Source organism: Pandoraea fibrosis, from assembly GCF_000807775.2.
In the GTDB taxonomy this organism is placed as follows: Bacteria; Pseudomonadota; Gammaproteobacteria; order Burkholderiales; family Burkholderiaceae; genus Pandoraea; species Pandoraea fibrosis.
Genome location: NZ_CP047385.1, coordinates 3,418,936 through 3,436,230 on the forward strand (window position 1 = coordinate 3,418,936; position 17,295 = coordinate 3,436,230).

Genomic DNA, 17,295 nt, shown 5'->3' on the forward strand with positions numbered 1-17,295 from the left:
GCCCGGCGCCCGGGGCGGTGGCTTGAATTCGTTGGCCGTTAGCAAAGCGCCAGGCGTTCGCCGAGCCAGGGCATGATGCGGCGCAGTTCGGGAAACGCTTCCTGGGCGAGGGCCAGACGACCGGCGAGAAAACATTGCGAGGCCATCTCCGACACCTCGCCTTCGCGCGAGACCTGATAAATCGTGCGAGACAGGGCGGGGCCTGGCAGCGGCAGCGCGGCGAGTTCCGGAAGCGAAGCGCGGCCTTGCAGCAGGCAGAGCGGGGTTGCGATCGTGAAGCCGAGATCGGCGGCGACCATCGACATCACGATGTCCGAGGTATCGATTTCGAGGTGCATGCGCGGCGAGTGTCCGGTGCGCCGAAGGTGGCGTTCGATGACTGCACCAAAGTGCGAGCGACCGGAAAAGCGGATCAGGGGCATCGTGCGGATCAGCTCGCTGAGGTCTGCGCGTGCGAGATCGGCTTCGCGCGCCTTGGGCACGACAACGATGAACGGCTCCGTGAAAATCGGGCGTCGTACGAGACGTTCCATGTCGTTCATGGGGTCGCTCGTCACGATCAGATCGAGGTGTCGGGCGAGCAGCGCTTGCGCGTGTCCATTGGCGAGGCCGGACCAGAGCAGGAGTTCGCTGGTGCTGCCGGACATTTGCCGGACGATCGAAGGGCCGACGGTTGCGGCAAACGAGTCGATCATCCCTACGCGCACGGCGGCACGGCTGGCGACATCGGCGTCTTGAACTTGCGCGATGAGCCGGTCCATATCGTCCACGATCTGGCGGGCGTGGCGGGAGAGGGCGAGTCCGGCGGGCGTAAGTTTGAGCGGCCGGCGCGAGCGATCCAGCACACGGGTGCCGACCGTTTGTTCGATTTGGGCGATCGCTTGAGAGATGGCTGACTGGGTGATACCGAGTGCGGCGGCGGCACCTGAGAGGCTACCGGCGGAAGCGACGGCTTCGAAGATCCGCAACGATCTAACGTCGAGGTCTGCGCGTTTCTTCATCGGCGTGTCTCCGGTGCGAGCAGTGAGTCTCGAGAGGCGAGAAGGCCCTTTCTGGCTCACTACAATGAATCGATATAAGAATTTCTGGCGATTGTAGGGATAGAAGTGGGTAAAACGAAATCAACTTAAGAAAAACTAATACTTTGTATTAGGTCGTGAGAATTTGAGGTAGGAAACGGCAGGGGTGGCGCGATGTTGGTCTCAGCGATCGAAATTAGGCACGGATGGGGGAGGTTTCGGTGGAGGTATTGAGGGAGAGGAGGGGGACGGACCGAGGCCGCTTTCTGCAGCGAGTTGGGTTTATGTCTGAGAGGCGGAAAGGGGCCTCGGTCCGTCTGACCGGGGGAGCGTGAAGTGGGTGAGGCGGATGAAACGTGAGGGAGCGTGACGGATCGTGAGAGACAGGCAGGCCATATCCGAGACGCGCGACAACGTCCCGGACAAAGGGGGTGAGAGTCAAAGTAGGCGATAAGCGAGTCGGGCGGCGACACGTGCGCCGGTGCCCTGGGGGTCGAAGCGCGGGTTGTATTCGGCGAGATCGGCTACACGAAGTTTCCCTGACTGGCGAACTTGCGTAACGATGGCCTCGACGACGGGCATTGGCACGCCGTAAGCGGCGGGCGCTGAGACCCCGGGCATGACGGGGGCGGGCAGCACATCGAGATCGATCGTGAGGTAGACGTGTGAGACATCGGCGATGAGGGCATCGATCTGAGCGAGGCGGGCATCCAGATGCCGGTCTTGCATGTCGGTGTCTTCCACGTAGGTCACTTTCAACTCGCGGGCGCGTTCGAACAGTGAGGCTGTATTACTCAACCGGCTGACGCCGAGGCAGGCGTAGTCGAATGAGAGTCCTGCGGCTTCACAGGCCTGGGCGATCTGATCGAACGGTGTACCCGACGTGCCGGGACGTGCTGTGCGCAGGTCGAAGTGAGCGTCGAGATTGAGGATCAGTACGCGCGAGCGATCGCCCTTGGCATCAAGATGGGCGCGAAGCCCTTGCCATGTACCCCAGGCAATCTCGTGCCCGCCGCCGAGTACCACGGGTTGCGCGCCCGCGTCGAGTTGACCACGGACTGCTTCGGCCAGTTTGCGCTGCGAAGCTTCGAGGTCGTCGTCATCGCAGGAAACGTCGCCCGCATCGAACAGCCATGCGATGTCGTGCGCGGGCAGATTTGCCAGCGCGCGACGGATCGCTTGTGGCCCCTCGGCGGCGCCGACGCGCCCTTGATTGCGTTTAACGCCCGTATCGCAAGCGAACCCGAGCAAAACGGGGGCGCCGGCAGGCGTGGCGTCGGCGCGCGGATCGATTTCGCGCACGACGTTGAACAGGCGGCGGGTATCGCCGCGTTCGCCGGTATCCGTGCGTCCTCGCCAGACGGGGGTGTCGCCGGGCGCCGGTTTCAGTTGTGTTGCCATGAAAGCGTCTCCTGTTGGCCGGCCAGACTCAGACCGTGGCGAGATCGCGCCACTGTCCATTGCGCACTGTGCGCGACGGCAGGTCGCCACCGAGCCAGTAGGCCAGTTCGGCAGGGCGTTCGATTTCCCATGCCACGAAGTCCGCCGTCTTGCCGGCTTCAATCGTGCCGTGCGTGTCGAGCATGCCCAGTGCCTTGGCGGCATTTCGGGTAACGCCGGCGAGCGCCTCTTCCGGCGTGAGGCCGAAAAGCGTGCAGGCCATGTTGAGCATCAGCCGCAGCGACAACGCGGGCGAGGTGCCGGGATTCAGATCGGACGCCACCGCAATATCGACCCCGTGACGTCGCAACAAGTCCACAGGCGGGCGGCGTGTCTCCTGCAACATATGGAAGGCGCCCGGCAGCAGCACGGCCACCGTGCCCGCGCGCCCCATTGCGGCGGCATCCTCCGGCGTCATGTACTCGAGGTGATCCGCCGACAATGCGCCCAACTCTGCGGCGAGACTCGAACCACCGAGTGGAGAGAGTTGTTCCGCGTGCAGCTTCACCGGCAGCTTCAGCTTCTGCGCGCGCAACAGCACGCGCATCACCTGTGCCGGCGTGAAAGCGATCGTCTCGCAGAAGGCATCGACGGCATCGACCAGATGTTCCTCGGCGAGCTTGGGCAGGATCTCGGCGCAGACATAGTTCACATACTCGTCGGCCTTGCCTGCGAACTCCGACGGCACCGTATGGGCGGCCAGACACGTCGTCTTTACCGTGACGGGCAGCGCCTCGCCCAGCCGACGCGCCACCCGCAACATCTTGCGCTCGCTATTCAGATCGAGGCCGTAACCCGATTTGATCTCCACCGTCGTCACGCCGTCGCGCATCAGTGCGAGCAGGCGTTTTCGTGCCGATTCGAAGAGCGCGTCCTCCGTGGCGTCGCGCGTGTGCCGCACCGTGTGCTTGATGCCGCCCCCGGCCGCCGAAATCTCGGCATAGCTCACGCCTTGCAGCCGCTGCTCGAACTCGAGACTGCGATTGCCGCCGAATACCAGATGCGTGTGGCAGTCGATCAGACCGGGCGTGACCCACGCGCCTTGCAGATCGACGCATTCGTGCGCGCCCGACGCCGGGCGTTCACTGCGCGGCCCGACCCACTCGATCTGCTTACCGACAGTGACGATTACCGCATCCTCGATGGCGTGGTAACGACCGTCGCGCATCGTGGCGACGTGGCAGTGCTTCCAGTAGGTACGTTTCATGTGAGGCTTATTCCAGGCTCATGGGGGCGCGCACCTGCGCTTCCTTGGGTTTGACACCGAGCAGATAGGCGATGGACATCAGCACGATCCAGGCGGCGCCGACATACAGCGCGACGCGGGTGTCCTCCATGTAACCGAGCATGCCGATCACGAAGAGCATGAACGCGATCGCCAATGCCGGCCCGACCGGCCACAACGGCACCTTGAACTTGAGTTCAGCGACTTCGGCAGCCGAGAGACGCCGGCGCATTGCCACCTGCGAGAGCAGGATCATCAACCATACCCACACCGTTGCGAACGTGGCGATCGACGCAATGATCAGGAACACGCCTTCCGGGATCAGATAGTTCAACACCACCCCGCCGAGCAACGCCGCCGTCATCACCAGCACCGTGACCCAGGGCACCCCATGGCGCGACGTCGCCGAGAAAGCGGCCGGCGCCTGACCATGCTCGGCCATGCCGAACATCATGCGACCTGCACCGAAAATATTGCTGTTGATGGCCGAGATCGCGGCCGAAATCACGATCAGATTGAGGATCGCCGCTGCCGACTTGATGCCCAGACCCGAGAAGATCTGCACGAACGGGCTGCCCTGGCTGCCGATACCGGTCCACGGGAAGATCGCCATCAGCACGCACATCGTGAGCACGTAGAACAGCAGAATGCGCACCGGCACCGCATTGATCGCGCGCGGAATCACCTTCTCGGGATTCTTGGCTTCACCGCCGGTAATGCCGATGATCTCAATGCCACCGTAAGCAAACATCACCACGGCCAGCGACGCCACCAGCCCGCCCCAGCCGTTGGGCAGGAAGCCGCCGTGCGACCAGAGGTTGCTCACCGCCGGCGCATGTTCGCCGTGCAGTTGCACGCCGGCGAACAGAATCACGCCGCCGCCGACAATCATCGCTACGATGGCAACGATCTTGACGAGCGCCAGCCAGAATTCCATCTCCCCGTACACCTTGACGTTGCACAGGTTCAGGCCGCAGATCACCATCACGACACCGAGTACCCAGATCCATTGCGGTACGTCGGGAAACCAGAATCCCATATAGATACCGAACGCCGTCACGTCGGCCAGACAGACGATCACCATCTCCAGAATGTACGTCCAGCCCGTGAGGAAACCGGCCAGCGGGCCAAGATTGTCGCGCGCATAGCGGCCGAACGAACCGGAGACCGGCTGGCGCACCACCATCTCGCCAAGCGCGCGCATCACCATGTAGACCGCTGCGCCGCCCACGATATAGGCAAGAATGACCGCCGGACCGGCGAGTTGAATGGCCGAGGCCGACCCGTAGAACAGGCCTGTGCCGATGGCGGAGCCGAGCGCCAGAAAGCGGATATGCCGCGCGCTCAGATTGCGTTGCAGATTCTTCAAGTTGTCTCCTGAATGCGTAATGCGCCGGCCCGCACGAGCGGGCGGCAGGGAGAAATCGGGTTGGTCGGCCGACGCTTGGCCGAGCGGCGCCAGTGCACCGCCGGACAAGGGGGCAACCCGTCACACCACTGGCCGGAGCGCGAATCACCGTTCGTTTCGCCCCGACAGGGTGGAAATCAAACGCGACTCAAACGCTCGGCAACGTACCGGAGGGCACCAGTGTGCTCAGTTGCCGTTGTGCGATCAACGCACTCGCACCCTCGATATCGGGCGCGAAATAGCGATCCTTATCGTAAAACGGAACCGACTGGCGCAGCAGCTCGCGGGCGCGCTCGAGCACCGGCGTCGACTTGACACCTTCGCGGAAGTCCAGCCCCTGGCAGGCGCTGAGCCATTCGATCGCGATGATGCCTTTCACGTTATCGGCCATCTCCCAAAGCCGCTTCCCGGCGTTGGGCGCCATCGACACGTGGTCTTCCTGGTTGGCCGAGGTCGGGAGACTATCAACGCTGGCCGGATGTGCCAAGGCCTTATTTTCGGACGCCAGCGCCGCAGCCGTTACCTGCGCGATCATGAAGCCCGAGTTCACGCCGCCGTTGGCCACCAGAAATGCAGGCAACTGCGACATATGCTTGTCCATCATCAGCGAGATGCGACGCTCGCTCAGCGCACCGATTTCGGCAATCGCCAGCGCGAGATTGTCGGCGGCCATGGCAACCGGCTCGGCGTGGAAGTTGCCACCGGAAATGACGTCGCCTTGCTCCCAGAACACCAGCGGATTGTCCGACACGGCGTTCGCCTCCACCGCGAGCACCTCGGCGGCCTGACGGATCTGCGTGAGACACGCGCCCATGACCTGAGGCTGGCAACGCAGCGAGTACGGGTCCTGCACCTTCTCGCAGTTTGCGTGCGACTGACCAACCTCGCTTGTTTCGCCAAGTAAATGGCGATAGAGCGCAGCGGCGTCGATCTGGCCGCGCTGGCCACGGGCTGCATGAATGCGGGCGTCGAACGGGGCGCGCGAGCCGAGCATGGCTTCGACCGTCAGGGCACCGCACACGCTGGCCGCCGCGAACATGTCTTCCGCTTCGAAGAGGCCACGCAGCGCGTAGGCCGTCGACACCTGTGTGCCGTTGAGCAGCGCGAGCCCTTCCTTGGCGGCAAGCGTCAACGGTTCCAGCCCGGCCACGGCGAGCGCTTCGCGAGCGCTCATCCACTGACCGCGATAGCGCGCCTCGCCTTCGCCCAGCAACAGCAGCGACATGTGGGCGAGCGGAGCAAGATCGCCCGATGCGCCGACCGAACCCTTGAGCGGAATGCGCGGGTAGACCTCGGCGTTCACCAGCGTGACGAGTGCGTCGATCACCTTGCGGCGAATGCCCGAGAAGCCGCGCGCCAGACTGTTGATCTTGAGCACCATGATGAGACGCACCAGGGCGTCGTCGAGCGGCGCGCCGACACCGGCGGCATGCGAAAGCACGAGGGAGCGCTGAAGATTTTCGAGGTCCTCATAGGCGATGCGTGTCGTTGCCAGCAGGCCGAATCCGGTATTGATACCGTAGGCCGTGCGGCCTTCGGCCACGATGTTTTCCACACAGGCCACGCTCTTGTCGATAGCGGCGTAAGCGTTCTCGTCGAGCGTGAGGGTGGTCGGGTTCTGGTAGACGTCGCGCAATTGCGCCAGCGTGAGCGCGCCGGGCGTCACAAACAGTTTTGCCATGGACAGATTTCCTTGATTCGACATATTCGGGGGGGCTGACTGGTCTTGCTTATTTCGCGGTGCCCAGCATGGGCAGGTTCAGGCCATGTTCGCGAGCGCATTCGACGGCGATGTCGTAACCGGCATCGGCGTGGCGCATGACGCCGGTGGCCGGATCGTTGTTCAGCACACGGGCGATGCGTGCTGCGGCGGCGTCGGTGCCATCGCACACGATCACCACGCCCGAATGTTGCGAGAAGCCCATGCCGACGCCACCGCCGTGATGCAGCGAGACCCAGGTGGCGCCGCTCGCCGTGTTGAGCAGGGCGTTGAGCAGCGGCCAGTCGGAGACGGCGTCCGAGCCGTCGCGCATGGCTTCCGTTTCGCGATTGGGGCTGGCGACCGACCCCGAGTCCAGATGGTCGCGGCCGATCACGACCGGTGCCGAGAGTTCTCCCGAGCGTACCATTTCGTTGAACGCCAGTCCGAGCTTCGCGCGCAGTCCCAGACCGACCCAGCAAATGCGCGCGGGCAGGCCCTGGAAGCTGATGCGCTCACGCGCCATGTCGAGCCAGCGATGCAGGTGTTCATCGTCCGGGATCAGCGCTTTGACCTTGGCATCCGTCTTGTAGATGTCTTGCGGATCGCCCGAGAGCGCGGCCCAGCGGAACGGCCCCACGCCACGGCAAAAGAGCGGGCGGATATACGCGGGGACGAATCCTGGAAAGTCGAACGCGTTCTCGACGCCTTCGTCCTTGGCCATCTGACGGATGTTGTTGCCGTAGTCGAACGTCGGCACGCCCATCGCCTTGAAGTCGAGCATGGCCTTGACGTGCACGGCCATCGACTGCTTGGCCGCCTTGACGACCTCGGCCGGCGTCGAGCGGGCGCGTTCGCGGTAGTCGTCCCACGTCCAGCCGATCGGCAGATAGCCGTTGAGCGGGTCGTGCGCGCTGGTCTGGTCGGTGACCATGTCCGGCCGCACGCCCCGGCGCACCAGTTCCGGGAGAATTTCTGCCGCATTGCCGCACAGCGCAACGGACGTGGCCTGACCGGCCGCCGTGTATTTGGCGATACGCTCGAGTGCGTCGTCGAGATCCGTCGCTTGCTCATCGACGTAGCGTGTACGCAGACGGAAATCGATGCTGGTTTGCTGGCACTCGATGTTGAGCGAACAGGCCCCGGCGAGCGTGGCGGCCAGTGGCTGCGCACCGCCCATGCCGCCCAGGCCGGCGGTCAGCACCCAGCGTCCCTTCAGATCGCCGCCGTAATGCTGACGGCCGGCTTCGACAAACGTCTCGTAAGTGCCTTGCACAATGCCCTGGCTACCGATGTAGATCCATGAGCCGGCAGTCATCTGGCCGTACATGGCGAGACCCTTGGCGTCGAGTTCGTTGAAGTGTTCCCAGTTGGCCCAGTGCGGCACCAGATTCGAGTTGGCGATGAGCACACGCGGCGCGTCGGCGTGAGTCTTGAAGACACCGACCGGCTTGCCCGACTGCACGAGCAGCGTTTCATCGTCGCCCAATGTCTTGAGCGTTTCGACGATCTTGTCGTAACACTCCCAATTGCGCGCGGCACGACCGATACCCCCGTAGACGACGAGGGCGTTCGGATTTTCGGCAACGTCCGGATCCAGATTGTTCATCAGCATGCGCAGCGGGGCTTCGGTGAGCCAGCTACGGGCATTGAGCTGAGTGCCGCGCGGGGCGCGGATCGTGACGTCGCGATAACGGGGGGATTGGCTCACAGCGTATTCCTCTAGTTCGGAGCAGATGATGGCTTGTACAGTATTGTATATACAACTCATCGTGAACTAGGGTTTTCACGCACTTCACCCCATGGGCAAAAGCGTTCCGAGCGACGAGCGGCAGGTGCGTCGGGGCGACGGGCAGGAGGGCTTACTCGGGTTCGCCGAAGCGTCCTTCGAGTCGATGGCGTGAGCCGGGGTGCAGCAAACGGGCGACGGAGACGATGCGCTTGCCCGACCACGTGCGTCGCCGGATCAGCAGACACGGTTCGGTGCGTGCGATCTGCAACATCTGGGCTTCTTCGGGGGTTGCCGTCACGGCTTCGACGACGTGCTCGCCCGAGGTGAGCGGCGAGTGCCGCTGCAGATAGACGTTGGGGGTGATCTTGGTGAAGTCCTGCTCGAGGTAATTGGGCGCAAGCGCAGGATTCACGAAACGATCCTCGATCTGCACCGGCACGTTGTCCTGATAGTGCACGATCACCGAGTGGAACAACGTCTCGCGCTCTTGCAAACCCATGGCGAGGGCGCGTTCGGGGCCGGCGAGTTCCGCCCGCAGCAGTTTGACTTCCGCACGGTGGCGATGCCCATGTTCGGAAATCTCGTCGGCGATGTTATTGACGGCGAGCAGAGGGGAGTGCGATTTCGGTTCCGCGACGAAAGTGCCGACCCCCTGCATGCGCACGAGACGGCCTTCGGCAGTGAGTTCTCGCAGCGCGCGGTTGACCGTCATGCGGCTCACGCCGGACTGTTCGACCAGTTCGTTTTCCGAAGGTACACGGTAATGCGGCGGCCACGCGCCACTGTCGATCTGACGGCAGATGAACTGCTTGAGCTGCAGATAGCGGGGCGCTGGCCCTTGTTCGTTGAGCGTTTCGACAGTCGGCTGGGCGGTTTGACGTGGCACCTTGTTGGGCTCTCCGGTCACGGGCGTGCGGGGGGAAAGGTTGAAGGATAAGCCAATCGTCTGCCGGAGACGAGAAAAAAGAGGCACGCCTGCGCACGACACGGCTTGAGGTCAGACCGTGGGAGGAGTAGGTGACGACGTGCCAAAGGGAGCGCTGGCCCGTCATGCCACGCCAAGCCTGCAACGTTGCGCGTCGATCCGGTTCTCGCGAAGTCTCTCGGGCGGGGTTAGCGCGACGCACTTTGCCGCGCCGCCGGACGCTTTGCGTCAAGCACCGCTGTGAACGATGTGTCGACAATCGAACTCACGTCGAAACGATTCGGCAGGGCGCCGGTCTGGGTCAGGAAGTCGCTCGTGCCCTGATAGTCGGCAACGGCTTGTTTGTCGAGCGCATCGATGGTCATGCCGGCCTGACCGATCCAGTGGCGCGCCACGTCCCGGTCGATCCCGGCCTTCCTGGCCCACTGATCGGCGTAGATATCCTGATGGGTCTCGACCCATGCCCGTGCCTTCTGCAAGCGCACGAGAAAGTCGGCAATCGCGGCATGCTTCGCCGAGACCGACGGCGCATATGCCGCCACACTGCTCAACCCGGGCATCAGATTGCGCGCGGTGATGATCGGGCGTGCGCCGTTACGCACCACTTGCTGCGAGATGTACGGCTCCCAGACGGGGAACGCATCGATGGCGCCATTGGGCAACGCGACTGCCGCGTCGATCGGCATCAGTTTGACGAACTGCACGTAGTCCGTCGGCAAGCCGGCTTTCTCCAACGCGCGCAGCGTCAACTGCTGGCTCCACGCGCCGGGCCAGTACGCGACTTTCTTGCCCTTCAGATCCTGAATCGACTTGACCGGTGAGTCCTTCGGCACGAGCAGTGCAATCGTGTCCGGGTTCTGACGAGAGACGGCGATCAGCTTGACCGGCGCCCCCTTGGCGGCGAGAAACAGGAAACCGGAGTCACCGAGAAAACCAAGGTCGAGCGCGCCAACGTTGAGACCCTCTGCGACCGGTGCGGCGGACTGAAAATGCTTCCACTCGACCTGATATGTCGCTCCCTCAAGTGCCCCCGAGGCCTCCATGGAGGCGCGCACGTTGTAGTAGTTCTGATCGCCGACGCGAAGCGTGACGCTTTGCGCTTGCACGGCGCCGGCGTGCATGACGCCGAGCGCAGTGAAGGCAGACAGGGACAGGGCCGTAACGGCAAAACGGGCGCGACGAATCCAGCGCAGCAACATCATGACACCTATGAATGAAGAAACGATTGAGAAGACGAGCGGGAAGCATCGGCGCGTGACAGACACGGACTAACGCTGCCCCAGGCCAACTTAGGTCAACTCAGGCAGCCTTGGCCGCCTGGGCCGTGCGCAGTCCGGCGATATGCCGACGAATCGCGGGGATCAGTGTTTCGCCGTAGCGAATCGTGTCCCCCAACGGATCGAAGCCACGAATGAGGAACGTGTCCACGCCGAGTTGGTAATAGCGCCCCAGCGCTTGCGCAACCTGCTCGGGCGTACCCACGAGCGCGGTGGAATTCCAGCGTGCGCCGGTGGCCTTGGCAACGCCCATCCACAGGCGTTCGTCGAGCACGTCGCCGCGTTGGGCGGCGGCCAGCAGCCGCTGCGAGCCGACGTTCTCCGGGGCTTCGGCGTGCAGCCCGAGCCGCGCGCGCGACGCCTTGACCTGACGAAGCACCTCGTCGGCGCGCTCCCAGGCCTGCGCCTCGGTATCGGCCACGATCGGACGGAAGGAGATCGAGAAGCGCGGGGTGCGGCCGTGGCGTTGTGCTGCGGCGCGTACCTGCGTAATCAGGGATTCGACGGCGTCCAGCGGCTCCCCCCACAACATATAGGTGTCGGCGTGACGGGCGGCGACCTCGATGGCCGCCTCGGAGGCGCCACTGAAGTAGATCGGAATGTGCGGCTTCTGCCAGGTCGGCACCGCCGGCGATGCCTGTTCGAAGCGATAGTGCGCGCCGTCGAAGTCGACCGGCGCGTCGGCGGTCCAGATACGTTTGAGCGCGTCGAGATACTCGTCGGTGCGCGCATAACGGGCATCGTGGTCGAGGAAATCGCCGTCGCGGCGCAGGTCGGCATCGTTGCCGCCGGAGACGACATTGAGCGCGAGACGTCCGCGCGAGAACTGGTCGAGCGTGGCAAGTTGACGGGCGGCAAGCGGGGCGGCGATCACGCCCGGCCGGTAGGCGAGCAGAATGCCCAGCCGCTGCGTGGCGGCCGCAACATGGCTGCTCACAAGGCTGCCTTCGGGACCGTTGGAGAAATAGCCAATCAGCGCGCGATCGAAGCCCGCCGTCTCATGGGCTTGCGCCATGCGGGTGATGAACGTCGGATCGATGGCCGCGCCGGTCGGTTGATCGACCTCCGATCCCGGCGCTGCCGTGATCATCCCGATAATTTCTACGCTCATGAATGCCCTCCAGTGCTGGCGAAGAGTGAGTGCGTCGCGCATCACACCGGTCGGCGCCATCGCGTGGCGATCCGGCGTGAAGCGTTGGCACAGCAGGAGAGCGGGCGAGCGGTGTGTGCCGCGATGGGCAACGTCGTCACAGCGTAGCGGGCATGTGGCCCGCCGTGAACGAAGCAAATCGGGATTCGTTATGCCGCACTACGGCATAAGCATCCGTGGGGCGAGCGCCGTTATTCGGCGCGCGTGTAAAGCGCGCAGAGCGACTGGGGAAACATCACCAGCCGTGCAATCGCGGCCAGACAGCGGGATCGCGATCCGGCGCAATGGCGTGATACTCGGGGAATTGCGCGCCCGTGGCGCAGGCGTGATTCGGCATGATGCGCAGCAGCGTACCGATAGGGAAGCGCGCGACGATGTCGGCGTCCGGTTCGCCGTCACGCGACAGAATGCCGTGCTCCTGATTCGCGCCGCTGAGCGTGTAGCCGGGGACTACGCTACCGTCGATACGGCACACCTGCCCGTACCCGAAATCGTGCTTCTGCTTTTGTGTACCGCGATCACGGCTCATGGCCATCCACCCGGCGTCGACAATTGCCCAGCCTTTGTCCGCCTGATGTCCGATCACGGTGGTCAGCACGCTCAGCGCCAGGTCGTCGGTCGTGCAAACGCCCACGTTGTGCATGACGAGATCGAAGAACACATACACGCCGGCACGCACCTCCGTCACGCCGTCGAGATGCGTGGCGGCAAGGGCTGTCGGCGTCGAGCCGACGCTGACCACAGGGCACGGCAGGCCAGCCTCGCGTACCCGCGTGGCCGCCCGCACACAACCCGCGCGTTCCTGTTCCGCAATGGCGGCGAGCGCTTCCGGCGTGTCGAAGTCGTAGCTGGAACCGGCGTGTGTCATGACACCGCCGAGTCTCGCGCCGCCTTCGTGCAGCACGCGCGCAACGTCGAGCAGCGCGTCCTCCTCGGGGCGGATGCCCGAGCGATGCCCGTCGGTATCGATCTCGATCCACACGTCGAAGGTCTCGCCGAACTCGGCGCCGAAGGCCACAATCGCCTGTGCCGAAGCGACGCTATCCGTGACGATCTTGAGATCGCAGCCGCGACGACGCAGCGCCAATGCCGCAGGAAGCTTGCTGGCGACCATCCCGACTGCGTAAAGGATGTCCGTCACGCCGTCGTCGAAGAAGCGCGCAGCCTCCTTGAGTGTCGAGACGGTAATGCCCGTGGCGCCCGCGTCGATCTGGGCGCGGGCGACTTCCATGCATTTGCTGGTCTTGACGTGTGGACGGAAGCGCACGCCCAACGCGTCCATGCGCGACTGCATGAGGTGAATGTTGTGCTGCATGCGCGGCACATCGATCACGGCTGCCGGCGTTTCCAACGTCTGCAACGAAGCTAGCGGAACATGCTGAATCGAGGTCATGGTGAAGGAGTGTCCTCAGGCAGTCTTGTGAAAGTCGCGAAGCCACGCGAGCGCCGGTTCGAGCGTGGGGGCTTCCTTATCGGGGGGCGGTGCACCATCGGGGCGCGACAGGCCCACGCGGTTGTGCCAGAACGTGCGCATTCCCACGGCAGACGTGCCGAACAGGTCGTAGCCGGAGCCAGCGACGAATGCCGCGTCGCGGGCCTCCACGCCCAACCGGTCGAGCGCGAGTCGATACGGGCGCGGATCGGGTTTGTAGAAGCCGGCTTCTTCCGACGTCACCACGACATCCCAGTCGACCCCCAGCAATTGCGCCGCCTGATGCCCGAGCCGTTTCGAGCAATTGGTGACGACCGCCAGCTTGCAGTGCGGTCGCAGCGACTGAAGCAATTCGCGGGCGCCGTCCCACGCGGGCAACGTCAACCATTCGGCTTCGAGCGCTTGTGGCGCGCTCGACGGCAAGCCGACGTGCGCTGCCGCCTCGGCCACCAGTTGCTCGTAGCTTACATAAGCGCCGCAACCGTAGGTGCGCCGCAGGTATTCGGCACGCCAGGTGCGCCCGGCAGTCTCGCTGCCGGCTGCGCGGTTCCATACGGTCCACGAGTCGAGCAGCGCGGTGAGCAGATCGAAAAGCACAGCACGCGGCCAGTGGGCGTGGTGTGGGGATGCAGCGTCGGACATGGGGCCTCTATCGGTGTGATTGCGTCAGGGAAGGACAGCGAGCAGCCGTCGTCACAAGAGGCAGTGTAGGAAGGATAGGGGGCGTCGTGGTTAAATAACGCAACATCAAACATTAAGCTCAGGTGAATGATCCAGATCGAGGACCTGCGTCTGATCGAGGCATTGGCGCAGTCGGCATCGCTCAGCGCTGCGGCGCGCATGCTCAACGTGACGCCGCCCGCACTGTCTGCCCGCCTGCGTAAGCTCGAAGCAACCCTCGGCCTTGCGCTGGCCACGCGCACGTCGCGCCAGTTGAGCCTCACGGCCGAAGGCGAGCGTCTTGCGCGCGAAGGGTCGGCGCTGCTCGCGCAACTCGATGCGCTGCCTGAATCGTTTCGCCGCGAGGACAAGCGCCTCACCGGTACGTTGCGAATTGCCGCGCCGTTCGGTTATGGCCGTCATCACGTGGCACCGGCGCTGGCGCGTTTCGCGCAGCTTCATCCCGATTTGCGTTTGCAACTGGATTTGCGCGAGACTCCCTGGCCCGACAAATACGATTCGGATGCTGTCATCCATGTGGGGGCGGTCAGAGATTCGTCGTGGATCGCGCGTGCGCTGGCACCCAACGAACGATGGCTGTGCGCCAGTCCAACGTATCTGCGGCAATACGGCGTGCCGGCCACACCGAGCGATCTATTGCGACATCGCTGTATCTGCATCCGCGAGAACGATGAGGACGTGACGTTGTGGCGATTCCGACGCGAAGTCAAATCGTCCGCTGCCATGCCCCGGCGCGCATCGACGCGCGATAGCATTCGCGTCGTTCCTGCCTACACGAGCAACGACGGCAGCGTGGCGCGCGAATGGGCCGAGCAGGGGCTGGGATTGGTGTTGCGCTCCGAATGGGACACCCGCGAGGCTGTCGCGCACGGCAAGCTGGTGCGGGTGTTGGCGGACTGGGCGTTCGACAGTGCGCCGGTCACGTTGCTCGTGCCGACGAGACGCGGGCGCACGGCGCGTCTCCAGGCGCTCATGGCATTTCTGGAGGACGCGCTGGGCGCATCGACGCCTGCACGCCGCAAGCGCCCTTATTGACGTCAGAACGGTTTGGACATTGCGAGATAGAAGGTGCGACGTGGGCCGAACTGCGGCGCACCGACCCCAATGCCGGTGCCGTCGCGCAATTCGTAGACGCGATCGAACAGATTGATGACCGAGAGCTTGGCGTCGAAGCGACCAAGCCCCGGCACATTGATCTTCTGCCCGATACCGAGGTTGACCTGGTAGTACGCGGGCAGGTGTTCGCTGTTAGCGAATCCGCTGCGCAGGCCGGAGCCGAAGAGGGCATCGGCCGAGAGCAACGTCTGGCCCCATTGGTACGACACCCCCGCCGACGCCGTGATTTGCTGGTCGTGATCCAGATGCACCCAATGATTCGTGATGTACGCCAGCTCATCGGGATCGAAGTTGAACTGCCCTGTCTCGATGCCCTGACCCATGGCGCGTGAGACCGCCACGTTCAAATAGGCGCCGAGATTGCCCTGACGATAGTTGACCGTGCCTTCCAGGCCGTAGATTCGCCCCTTGTCGTAATTGAAGGTCGAATAGATCAATGCATTGCCGAACTGACCTTCGTCCTGAAGATGCCGCACATTGCGGTAGTAGGCATCGAGCCCGAGCGTGATCGACGACGTCAACTGGTGCGAGATACCCAGATCGAAGTAGTCGGATCGTTCGGCACGCACGGAGGTGTTCGCGTCCGAGGGCAGGGCATTCGTGGTGTTGAGGAATTTCGCCACCGACGTGGTATCGATCTTCTCGGTCGCTGGCGGCGTGAAGTAGCGCGCATAGCCTGCATGCACGCGGGTGCTGCTGGTCAGGTCGTAGGTGAGGCCAAGCCGTGGGGAAAGCTGCCCCTCGTCCGTGACCGTATTGACGTGATCGTAGCGCGCCCCATAGTTGATCGTCAGACGCTCGGTCGCTTTCCATTCATCTTGAAGGTACAGACCGTATGTGGTGCCTCGATCGCTGGCATTGTCCACAATGCTGATCGGCGTGCCGCTGGTCTGCTGACCGTCTTCGGCGGGAAACACGCTCGACGTATTGTCGACGCTGAAGTGTTCCTGCTGCAAAAACAGGCCGAAGCGCAGCGTGTGGCGATCCGTGAGCTTGTAGCTGCTGTCGGCCTGCATGCCATAGGCTTCATTGCGCCGGGTGATGTTGGCCGCAACCCCGTTGTAGACGAGATCGCCTATCGGATCGGGCGTGTAGTCGACACGGCTCGTGCGGTGGAACAGCGAGATTTGCGTATCGAGCTTCGGCGAGATATGGCTCTGCCACGACAGCACCTGAAACTCGGTGCGCTCCTGCTGGTTCGCATTGAGGCTCGAAGCATCGGGAATCGTGCCGTTATCGAGCGTATAAGCAGGCTCGACACCCGGCCGATTCGGAATCTGGAAGCGATTGTTGGCCGTGCCGAACATGAACGAGACACGATTATCCGGATTAAGCAGATACGACATCGTGCCGAATGCGTTCGTCTGGTTCGTATGGTCGTGAATCGCATTGCGCTCGCCCGTCGGGTTTTCGATACCGAGGTCGTTGGCCGACACACGCGCACTGAAGTAATAGCTCAATGCCCCCTTGGTGCCATACAACTGGGTGTTGACTTCGCGATCGGCGTGGCTGCCGAACACCACGCCGACTTCGCCGCCAAAGGCCTTGGGCGGCTCGCCGGTGTCGTCTTCCTGACCGGGTGATCCTTTGGTATGAATGTCGACGATACCCGCCGTGCGATAGCCGAACTGTGCCGGCAATGCACCGGTAATCAGGTTGATCTGCGACGCGATGCGCGCATCGATGGCCTGCCCGAAACCGCTGATGGCCTCCGGAATGATCACGCCGTCGATCCGGTACTGCAGATTGGCGTGGTCCCCACGCACATGCAACTGCCCATAGGAATCCTGCACCACCCCGGGCGCTTGCAGCAGCACTTGATTGAGGGGCGTGTTGGCACCGAGCGGCAGCGTCTGGATGTCGGTCTGGTCGAAGTTGTAGACCGAACTACCGGTGTCCGGCGAGAGCGCGTTGCGCGCGGCGTCAAGACGTTTGGCCGAGACGGTCGTGCCGGAGAGCGACACGTTGTCGTTGGTGGCCGGCGACGAGCTTTGTGCGTGAACGTTGACGGCAAAAGCCGATGCCGCCGCCGCAGCGAGCGCGTGACGGGAGAATGCGCCGAAGCGCGAAAGATTTGAACTGGCAGACATGCCGATCCTCAGTGTGCGTTGCGCGTGGATGCCATGCGGCCGGCCGCAGACGCGCAAGTACCGGTGCGCTGCTGACGGCGATGGCAAATGTTCTGATTCAG

Annotated in this window: 13 protein-coding genes; 1 reads left to right on the forward strand and 12 read right to left on the reverse strand. The window is 63.6% G+C overall.

Going from position 1 to position 17,295, the window contains the following annotated elements:
* Positions 1 to 38: 38 nt before the first annotated feature.
* The 11 genes from PI93_RS15110 to PI93_RS15160 all read right to left on the reverse strand — a co-directional run bounded on the left by PI93_RS15110 (position 39) and on the right by PI93_RS15160 (position 13,949).
* Entirely contained in the window at positions 39 to 1,001 is a 963-nt protein-coding gene (locus tag PI93_RS15110; RefSeq protein WP_039365750.1) for a LysR family transcriptional regulator, read from the reverse strand.
* A 456-nt stretch (positions 1,002 to 1,457) separates the two neighbouring features.
* Entirely contained in the window at positions 1,458 to 2,420 is a 963-nt protein-coding gene (hutG, locus tag PI93_RS15115; RefSeq protein ID WP_052240364.1) for a formimidoylglutamase, read from the reverse strand.
* Positions 2,421 to 2,448: 28 nt separating this feature from the next.
* Complete coding sequence (gene hutI / locus PI93_RS15120) at positions 2,449 to 3,666, reverse strand: imidazolonepropionase (RefSeq protein ID WP_039365748.1); 1,218 nt, start codon at positions 3,664 to 3,666, stop codon at positions 2,449 to 2,451.
* 7 nt (positions 3,667 to 3,673) lie between these two features.
* On the reverse strand, positions 3,674 to 5,053 hold the full coding sequence (locus tag PI93_RS15125) for an amino acid permease (RefSeq protein WP_039365746.1): 1,380 nt from the start codon (positions 5,051 to 5,053) through the stop codon (positions 3,674 to 3,676).
* A 187-nt stretch (positions 5,054 to 5,240) separates the two neighbouring features.
* Positions 5,241 to 6,797, reverse strand: coding sequence for a histidine ammonia-lyase (gene hutH / locus PI93_RS15130; RefSeq protein WP_407945333.1), 1,557 nt, complete (start codon positions 6,795 to 6,797; stop codon positions 5,241 to 5,243).
* Positions 6,798 to 6,822: 25 nt separating this feature from the next.
* Complete coding sequence (hutU, locus tag PI93_RS15135; RefSeq protein ID WP_039365742.1) at positions 6,823 to 8,502, reverse strand: urocanate hydratase; 1,680 nt, start codon at positions 8,500 to 8,502, stop codon at positions 6,823 to 6,825.
* Between the two features lie 151 nt (positions 8,503 to 8,653).
* A complete protein-coding gene (gene hutC / locus PI93_RS15140) occupies positions 8,654 to 9,409 on the reverse strand; it encodes a histidine utilization repressor (RefSeq protein WP_039365740.1) in 756 nt (251 codons plus the stop codon).
* Between the two features lie 227 nt (positions 9,410 to 9,636).
* A complete protein-coding gene (locus tag PI93_RS15145; protein ID WP_080758995.1) occupies positions 9,637 to 10,650 on the reverse strand; it encodes an ABC transporter substrate-binding protein in 1,014 nt (337 codons plus the stop codon).
* 97 nt (positions 10,651 to 10,747) lie between these two features.
* Positions 10,748 to 11,836 carry an LLM class flavin-dependent oxidoreductase gene (locus tag PI93_RS15150; RefSeq protein WP_039365738.1) on the reverse strand — a complete coding sequence of 363 codons (1,089 nt, stop codon included), beginning with the start codon at positions 11,834 to 11,836 and terminating at the stop codon, positions 10,748 to 10,750.
* Between the two features lie 274 nt (positions 11,837 to 12,110).
* Positions 12,111 to 13,268, reverse strand: a complete 1,158-nt coding sequence (locus PI93_RS15155; protein ID WP_039365736.1) for a DSD1 family PLP-dependent enzyme — start codon at positions 13,266 to 13,268, stop codon at positions 12,111 to 12,113.
* 15 nt (positions 13,269 to 13,283) lie between these two features.
* Entirely contained in the window at positions 13,284 to 13,949 is a 666-nt protein-coding gene (locus PI93_RS15160; RefSeq protein WP_039365734.1) for an HAD family hydrolase, read from the reverse strand.
* Positions 13,950 to 14,075: 126 nt separating this feature from the next.
* On the opposite strand from PI93_RS15160, the gene PI93_RS15165 reads away from it, so the two are divergent.
* Entirely contained in the window at positions 14,076 to 15,023 is a 948-nt protein-coding gene (locus PI93_RS15165; RefSeq protein WP_039365732.1) for a LysR substrate-binding domain-containing protein, read from the forward strand.
* Positions 15,024 to 15,025: 2 nt separating this feature from the next.
* On the opposite strand, the gene PI93_RS15170 is transcribed toward PI93_RS15165, so the two are convergent.
* Entirely contained in the window at positions 15,026 to 17,194 is a 2,169-nt protein-coding gene (locus PI93_RS15170; protein ID WP_039365730.1) for a TonB-dependent receptor, read from the reverse strand.
* Positions 17,195 to 17,295: the final 101 nt, after the last annotated feature.

Excerpts from the sequence above, each read along its gene's own strand:
- PI93_RS15160 (WP_039365734.1), bottom strand. The coding sequence starts at position 13,949 with ATGTCCGACGCTGCATCCCCACACCACGCCCACTGGCCGCGTGCTGTG.
- PI93_RS15170 (WP_039365730.1), bottom strand. The coding sequence starts at position 17,194 with ATGTCTGCCAGTTCAAATCTTTCGCGCTTCGGCGCATTCTCCCGTCAC.
- PI93_RS15155 (WP_039365736.1), bottom strand. The coding sequence starts at position 13,268 with ATGACCTCGATTCAGCATGTTCCGCTAGCTTCGTTGCAGACGTTGGAA.
- hutH (WP_407945333.1), bottom strand. The coding sequence starts at position 6,797 with ATGTCGAATCAAGGAAATCTGTCCATGGCAAAACTGTTTGTGACGCCC.
- hutG (WP_052240364.1), bottom strand. The coding sequence starts at position 2,420 with ATGGCAACACAACTGAAACCGGCGCCCGGCGACACCCCCGTCTGGCGA.
- PI93_RS15150 (WP_039365738.1), bottom strand. The coding sequence starts at position 11,836 with ATGAGCGTAGAAATTATCGGGATGATCACGGCAGCGCCGGGATCGGAG.
- PI93_RS15165 (WP_039365732.1), top strand. The coding sequence starts at position 14,076 with ATGATCCAGATCGAGGACCTGCGTCTGATCGAGGCATTGGCGCAGTCG.
- hutI (WP_039365748.1), bottom strand. The coding sequence starts at position 3,666 with ATGAAACGTACCTACTGGAAGCACTGCCACGTCGCCACGATGCGCGAC.
- PI93_RS15110 (WP_039365750.1), bottom strand. The coding sequence starts at position 1,001 with ATGAAGAAACGCGCAGACCTCGACGTTAGATCGTTGCGGATCTTCGAA.
- PI93_RS15145 (WP_080758995.1), bottom strand. The coding sequence starts at position 10,650 with ATGATGTTGCTGCGCTGGATTCGTCGCGCCCGTTTTGCCGTTACGGCC.